This is a genomic window from Mesorhizobium sp. M6A.T.Cr.TU.017.01.1.1 (genome assembly GCF_004023115.1).
Classification (GTDB): Bacteria; Pseudomonadota; Alphaproteobacteria; order Rhizobiales; family Rhizobiaceae; genus Mesorhizobium; species Mesorhizobium mediterraneum.
Genome location: NZ_RZTA01000189.1, coordinates 1 through 7,152 on the forward strand (window position 1 = coordinate 1; position 7,152 = coordinate 7,152).

6 protein-coding genes are annotated in these 7,152 nt (G+C 64.7%); all 6 read right to left on the reverse strand.

What is annotated here, in order from left to right; genetic code table 11:
* The coding region (locus tag EOB36_RS32400) for an SDR family NAD(P)-dependent oxidoreductase (RefSeq protein ID WP_128286490.1) at positions 1 to 646 on the reverse strand (646 nt) is incomplete at its 3' end.
* A 220-nt stretch (positions 647 to 866) separates the two neighbouring features.
* On the reverse strand, positions 867 to 2,336 hold the full coding sequence (purF, locus tag EOB36_RS32410) for an amidophosphoribosyltransferase (protein WP_095483185.1): 1,470 nt from the start codon (positions 2,334 to 2,336) through the stop codon (positions 867 to 869).
* Between the two features lie 79 nt (positions 2,337 to 2,415).
* Entirely contained in the window at positions 2,416 to 3,084 is a 669-nt protein-coding gene (locus EOB36_RS32415) for a CvpA family protein (RefSeq protein WP_095483186.1), read from the reverse strand.
* Positions 3,085 to 3,111: 27 nt separating this feature from the next.
* A complete protein-coding gene (gene radA / locus EOB36_RS32420) occupies positions 3,112 to 4,515 on the reverse strand; it encodes a DNA repair protein RadA (protein WP_095483187.1) in 1,404 nt (467 codons plus the stop codon).
* 250 nt (positions 4,516 to 4,765) lie between these two features.
* A complete protein-coding gene (locus tag EOB36_RS32430) occupies positions 4,766 to 6,256 on the reverse strand; it encodes a replicative DNA helicase (RefSeq protein ID WP_095483188.1) in 1,491 nt (496 codons plus the stop codon).
* 206 nt (positions 6,257 to 6,462) lie between these two features.
* Positions 6,463 to 7,152: small ribosomal subunit Rsm22 family protein (locus EOB36_RS32435; protein WP_245467961.1), on the reverse strand; the 690-nt coding region annotated here is incomplete at its 5' end.

Below are 7,152 nucleotides of genomic sequence, written 5' to 3' on the forward strand. Positions count from 1 at the left end.
CTGAGGGATGCGGCAGCGTTCCCGGATCCTCGCCAGGCACCGCCTGCGCCCGCATGGCGGTGCGGGTGGCGCCGGGGTCGGCGGCGTTGACCCTGAGGGCCAAGTTTTCCGTCTCGTGCGCCCAGGAACGCATCATGGTCTCGACCGCCGCCTTCGACGCCGCATAGGGCGCCCAGAAGGCCCGCGCCGAATGGGCGGCGTTGGAGGAAAGCACGATGGCGCGACCGGCATCGGAGAGTCTGAGCAGCGGGTCGACCGAGCGGATCAGCCGCCATGTCGAGGTGACGTTGATGGTCATCACCTTCTCGAAGGTCTTGGCCTCGACATGGCCGATCGGCGAGATCACGCCGAGCACCCCGGCATTGGCGACGAAAACGTCGAGCTTGCCCCAGCGTTCGTGGATGGCACCGCCCAGCCGGTCGATGCCGGCCATGTCGGCGAGGTCGAGCGGCACAAGCGTGGCTTGTCCGCCCGCCGCCTTGATCTGATCGTCGAGTTCCTCCAGTCCGCCGACGGTGCGGGCAACCGCGATGACATGCGCTCCGGCAGCGGCAAGTTCCAGGGCGATGAAGTAGCCAATGCCGCGCGAGGCGCCGGTGACGACCGCGACGCGGCCGGAAAGATCGAGGGCAGGGGCGGGGATCATGCGAGAGCCTCCGTGAGTAGGCGTGAAAACACCCCCCTCTGTCCTGCCGGACATCTCCCCCTCAAGGGGGGAGATTGGCCCTCATCCGGCTCAGCGCCCGTTTTGCGACCGTCGCGATTGGCGAAAGTCGATAGTTCAGCCGATCTCCCCCCTTGAGGGGGAGATGTCCGGCAGGACAGAGGGGGGTAAACTGGGGAAGGCAAATGGTGGTCCGGCAACCCTACGACCCGCCCGCCGCCAAGAGCGACAGCGTGCGCACATTGTCGGAACCTTCGAAGTCGGCAAGCCGGGTCGGGTATTGCCCGGTGAAGCAGGCGTCGCAGAATTGCGGCTGCTCGTTGTCGCGGCCGGCCTCGCCGACAGCGCGGTAGAGCCCGTCGATCGACAGGAATCCGAGCGAATCGACGCGGATAAATTCGGCCATCTCTTCCACCGACATGCGCGACGCCAGCAGCTTCGACTTCTCCGGCGTGTCGACGCCGTAGAAGCAGGAGGCGCGTGTCGGCGGCGAAGCGATGCGCATGTGCACTTCCTTGGCGCCGGCATCGCGCACCATCTGCACGATCTTCTGGCTGGTGGTGCCGCGCACGATCGAATCGTCGACCAGCACCACGCGCTTGCCTTCGATCATGCGGCGGTTGGCGTTGTGCTTGAGCTTGACACCCATGTGGCGGATCGAATCGCCAGGTTGGATGAAGGTGCGGCCTACATAGTGATTGCGGATGATGCCGAGCTCGAATGGGATGCCCGCGGCTTGCGAAAAGCCGATCGCCGCCGGAGTGCCGCTGTCCGGCACCGGCACGACGATATCGGCGTCGACCGGACTTTCGAGCGCCAGCTCGGCGCCAATGCGCTTGCGCACCTCATAGACATTGCGGCCTTCGACAGACGAATCCGGACGAGCGAAATAGACATATTCGAAGATGCAGAAGCGGGTCTTCTGCGGCTCGAAGGGAAACAGGCTCTCGATGCCCTTGGCGGTGACGACGACCATCTCGCCGGGCTTCAGGTCGCGCACGAAACGCGCACCGATAATGTCGAGCGCGCAGGTTTCGGAAGCCAGGATCCAGGCGCCGTCGAGATCGCCGAGCACCAGCGGGCGGATGCCGAGCGGATCGCGGCAGCCGATCATCTTCTTTGCCGTCATCGCCACCAGCGAGAAGGCACCCTCGACCTGGCGCACCGCATCGATGAAGCGCGAGTTGAGATCGCGTTCCCTGCTGGTGGCGACCAGATGCAGCAGCGTCTCGGTGTCGGAGGTCGACGAGAAGATCGCGCCCTGTTTCTGCAGCGCGCGCTGCACGGTCATGGCGTTGGTGAGGTTGCCGTTGTGGGCGACGGCGAAGCCGCCATCGGCGAGCTCGGCGAAAAACGGCTGGATGTTGCGCTGGCCGGCGCCACCGGTGGTGGCATAGCGCGTGTGGCCGATCGCGCGATTGCCTTGCAGGCTGTCGATGACGCGCTGCTTGGTGAAGGTGTCGCCGATCAGGCCGACATGATGTTCGACATGGAACTGGGTACCGTCATAGGAAACGATACCGGCCGCTTCCTGGCCGCGATGCTGCAACGCATGCAGGCCAAGTGTGACGATAGCTGCGGCGTCCTGCCGGCCAAAAATACCGAACACACCGCATTCGTCGTGGAAATGATCGTCAGCTTCGGCGGAAAGCACGTCGTCTGCGTCTGCCATCTTCAGCTCCGCTAAAGTCGCTATATAGTGTGATGACTGCTCGAGAGCAACGTAGAGTTTGCGGCTTTTCACATGATCGTCAGTTTGCCGGCGCCGGATTGGCCGGTGCATTGTCGGCCGGTGGCGCGTCGGTCTCGCTGCCATCGAGCGCCGGAGCATCGTCGCCGGTTGCCGGCGCGTCCGCTGCCGGTGCATCCGCCGCCGGTGGCGTCTCGGCGCCGGTCTCGGGTGCCGGCTGGCTAGGATTGAGCCTGTTGAGGATCGCGTTTTCCGGGTCCTCGGGCAGCAGGCTTTCGAGCTTGGCGCCGAGCGATTCGAGCAGCGGCCGCGACTTGGCGTTGGCGACCCAGCCCGGAGCCTTGGGACCGGCCAGCCAGTTGAAGAACAGCAGGGCCACCGCAACGACCAGAATGCCGCGCGCCGCGCCGTAGAGGAAACCGAGCGTGCGGTCGAGCGCGCCGATCCTGGAATCGATGATCCAGTCGGCGAGTTTCATGGTGATGACGGAAACGACGATCAGCGCGATGATGAAGACGATGCCGGCGGCGGCCACCATGGCAATCTTCTCATTGTCGACATAGGGCTGAACGTAAGGCAGGACCGGTTTGTAGAAGAAGAACGCCGCCGCTGCCGCCACTATCCAGGAGATGACCGAGAGGATTTCGCGCGAAAAGCCGCGAACCATGGCGAGCATCGCCGAGACCAAGGTGAAGCCGACGAGAATTCCGTCAAGCAGCGTAATCGGCATGTCTTTTGCCCCACTTCATGAGCCGCGTCATTCTTGCTCGTCGGCGCGGCTGCGCCGTGAGCCGGCTATGCGCGCCACGAGATCGGCAAGCTCGGTGGGCTGGAAAGCGCCGGCCCCTATCCCCCCGGCAAGTTCCTCGCTGCCTAAAGGCAGAACCGCGCTTCCAAAACCCAGCTTTTCGGCTTCCTTCAGGCGCTGCTGCGCATGCGCAACCGGCCTTACGGCGCCCGAAAGGCTGATTTCGCCGAAATAGACGCAATCGGCCGGAAGGGCAAGACCGGTGAGCGAGGAAACCAGTGCGGCCGCCACCGCCAGATCGGCGGCCGGCTCCGAGATACGGTAGCCGCCGGCAACATTGAGATAGACGTCGTGGGTCCCGAAGCGGACCCCGCAATGGGCCTCGAGAACCGCGAGGATCATCGACAGCCGGGCGCCGTCCCAGCCGACGACGGCGCGGCGTGGCGTGCCCAGCGACGACGGCGCCACCAGCGCCTGGATCTCGACCAGCACCGGGCGGGTTCCCTCCATGCCGGCGAAAACCGCAGCGCCCGGCGCTTTCGCATGGCGTTCGCCGAGAAAAAGCTCGGACGGATTGGCGACCTCGCGCAGGCCCATGTCAGACATTTCGAAGACGCCGATCTCGTCGGTCGGTCCGAAGCGGTTCTTGACCGTGCGCAGGATGCGGTAGTGGTGGCCGCCTTCGCCCTCGAAATAGAGCACGGCGTCGACCATGTGCTCGACGACGCGAGGGCCCGCGATCTGGCCTTCCTTGGTGACATGGCCGACGAGCACGATCGCCGCCCCTGTGGATTTCGCATAGCGGATCATCGCCTGGGCGGCGGCGCGCACCTGGGTGACGGTGCCGGGCGCCGAATCGGCCATGTCGGTCCACAAGGTCTGGATCGAATCGAGGATCACCAGATCCGGCCGCTTGCCGTCGGCGATGGTGGCGAGGATGTCCTCGACATTGGTTTCGGCGGCAAGCTCCACCGGAGTGTCGGCGACGCCGAGCCGCTGCGCGCGCAGCCTGATCTGGGCGACGGCCTCTTCGCCTGAGACATAGACGATGCGGTGGCCCTTTGCCGCGAGTGCCGCGGCCGCCTGGGTGAGTAGCGTCGACTTGCCGATGCCGGGATCGCCGCCGACCAGAAGGGCCGAGCCGCGCACGAAACCGCCGCCAGTGGCGCGGTCGAGCTCGCCGATGCCGGAGACGATGCGCGGCGCGTCCTCGATGTCGCCGGACAAAGTCGTGAGCACCACGGCGCGGCCCTTGCGGGCATTGCGGGTGTTGGCCGGACCCGAGCCGATGCCGCCGGACGTGCCTTCCTCGACCAGCGTGTTCCACTCGCCGCAGGCATCGCATTTGCCGGCCCAGCGCTGATGCACCGAACCGCAATTCTGGCAGATGAACTGAACGCGGGACTTGGCCAAACTGCTACCTTCCCGCCAATTGGCGAGCGCCGTGATCCTTCGCGCCCCCCTCTGTCCTGCCGGACATCTCCCCCACGAGGGGGGAGATCGGATTGCGCTTCGGATTTCGCCAATTTTCGGCGTTGCAGAAAAGAAGGCTGGCGTAGATGACAGCCAATCTCCCCCCTCGTGGGGGAGATGTCCGGCAGGACAGAGGGGGGCGCCGTAGAGCGCTGCTGTCCCGCATCTTTGGTGCGGCGTCGGTCAAAAGCTACTCAAACCTCTCCGCAATATGATGCTCCTCGGCGAGGTCGGAGAAGCGGGTGAACTCGCCCTGGAAGGCGAGGCTGACCGAGCCGGTCGGTCCGTGGCGCTGCTTGGCAACGATGACCTCGGCCTTGCCGCGCATCTCGTTCATCTCGTTTTCCCATTTGATGTATTCGTCTGTGCCGGGCTTCGGCTCGCGGTTCTTCAGATAGTATTCCTCGCGGTAGACGAACATCACCACGTCGGCATCCTGCTCGATCGAGCCCGATTCGCGCAGATCCGAGAGCTGCGGGCGCTTGTCGTCGCGGCTTTCGACTTGGCGCGACAGCTGCGACAGCGCGATGATCGGCACGGCAAGTTCTTTGGCCAGCGCCTTCAGGCCAGTGGTGATCTCGGTGATTTCCTGCACGCGGTTCTGCGAGGATTTCGCGCTCGATCCTTGCATCAGCTGGATATAGTCGATGACGATGACGTCGAGGCCGCGCTGGCGCTTCAGCCGTCGCGCGCGCGCCGACAGCTGGGCGATCGAGATGCCGCCGGTCTGGTCGATGAACAGCGGGATCTTCTGCATGGTCTGCGAGCAGGCGACCAGCTTTTCGAAGTCCATCTCGCTGATCTCGCCGCGGCGGATTTTTGACGACGGGATTTCGGTCTGCTCGGAAATGATGCGGGTGGCGAGCTGTTCCGACGACATTTCGAGCGAGAAGAAACCGACGACACCGCCATTGGCCGCCTTGAACGAGCCGTCGGCCTGTTGCGCCGGCACATAGGCCTCAGCGATGTTGAAGGCCATGTTGGTGGCGAGCGATGTCTTGCCCATGCCGGGGCGGCCGGCGATGATGATCAGATCGGACGGCTGCAGGCCGCCCATGCGGCGGTCGAGATCGCGCAGGCCCGTGGCGACACCTGACAGATGTCCGTCGCGCATATAGGCGGCGTTGGCCATGTCGACGGCGGTTTTAACCGCGTCGGTGAAGCTCTCGAAGCCGCCATCGTAGCGGCCGGTCTCGGCCAGCTCGAACAGGCGCCGCTCGGCATCCTCGATCTGCTCGGACGGCGACATGTCGACCGGCGCATCATAGGCGATGTTGACCATGTCTTCGCCGACGGTGATCAGCGCGCGTCGCGTGGCGAGATCGTAGATGGCGCGGCCGTAGTCGGCGGCGTTGACGACGGTGACCGCCTCGACAGCCAGCCGCACGACATATTGCGCAACCGTCATGTCCCCGACCTTCTCGTCGGCCGGCAGGAAGGTCTTCAGCGTGATCGGCGTCGCTACCTTGCCCATGCGAATGAGCTCGGCGGCGACCTCGAAGATTTTTCTGTGCAGCGGCTCGTAGAAATGACCGGATTTCAGGAAGTCCGAGACGCGGTAGAACGCATCGTTGTTGACGAGGATCGCGCCGAGCAGCGCCTGCTCGGCCTCGATGTTGTTCGGTGCCTCGCGATATAGCGGTGTTTCCGCCACGCCGAATTTTCGTGCTGCCTCTGCCATGATGTCCCCGGTTTCGATCCCGGTCTCTCGATATCAGAACGGGATAAGTCGGTGATGACTTATCTGCATCAGTCCCCATCCAATCGGCTTTGGTGCCCGCGATTCACAGCCAAGATCTTTCGGTGGAAAGAATCTTGATTGACTCGAATCAAGATGGCGAGCCTAGCCGTTCTCTAGAGAGAACAAAACAGGAAAATAGCTGCCAATCACTCCGGCAGCGCGTCGCCCCAGTCGAGCCGCCGCGCGGTCTTGAACATCTCGCCGTCGCGCTTGGTGAACAGTTTCTCGTCGACACTGCCGTCCTTTTCGCAAAGTTTCAGCAGGACCTTTCCCGAGCCGGGTTTCGGCGGTGCTATCACCCGCGCCTGCGGGGGGTGGACGGCCGGATGGCGGGAGGCGGCGACATAGATGAATTTCTCGTCCTCCCATGGCACGTCGGCGTCCTTGGCCAGCCGGTGCAGGCGCGAGCGCGCGACACGGCGCGAAAAATGGCACCAGTCGGGCGCCGCGAGCGGGCAGGGCGCCTCATGAGGGCAAGGCGCAAGCACATGCGCGCCCGCCTCGATCAGGTGCCGCCGCACGGCAAGTATGCGCTGCCATCCGGCCGGCGTGCCCGGCTCGACGACCAGCAGCGTGTCGTCGGTCAGGTGCCAGAGCCGGTCGATGAGTTTTGGCAGCGATGCCGGCGCGATCTCGTCCAGCACATAGGCGCAGGTGACCAGCTCGGCCGGCTTGAGGCCGGCAAGGTCGATGGTGACATCGCCGGCCAGCCAGGCGATCCTGGCCGTCATCGCCTCAGTGGCAAGCGCCTCGCCGATCCGGCGCACCGCGGCGCTCGCCTCGATCAGCACCGCCTGCTCGAGGTCGGGCCAGAGATCGAGCGCGGCCCAAAGCAC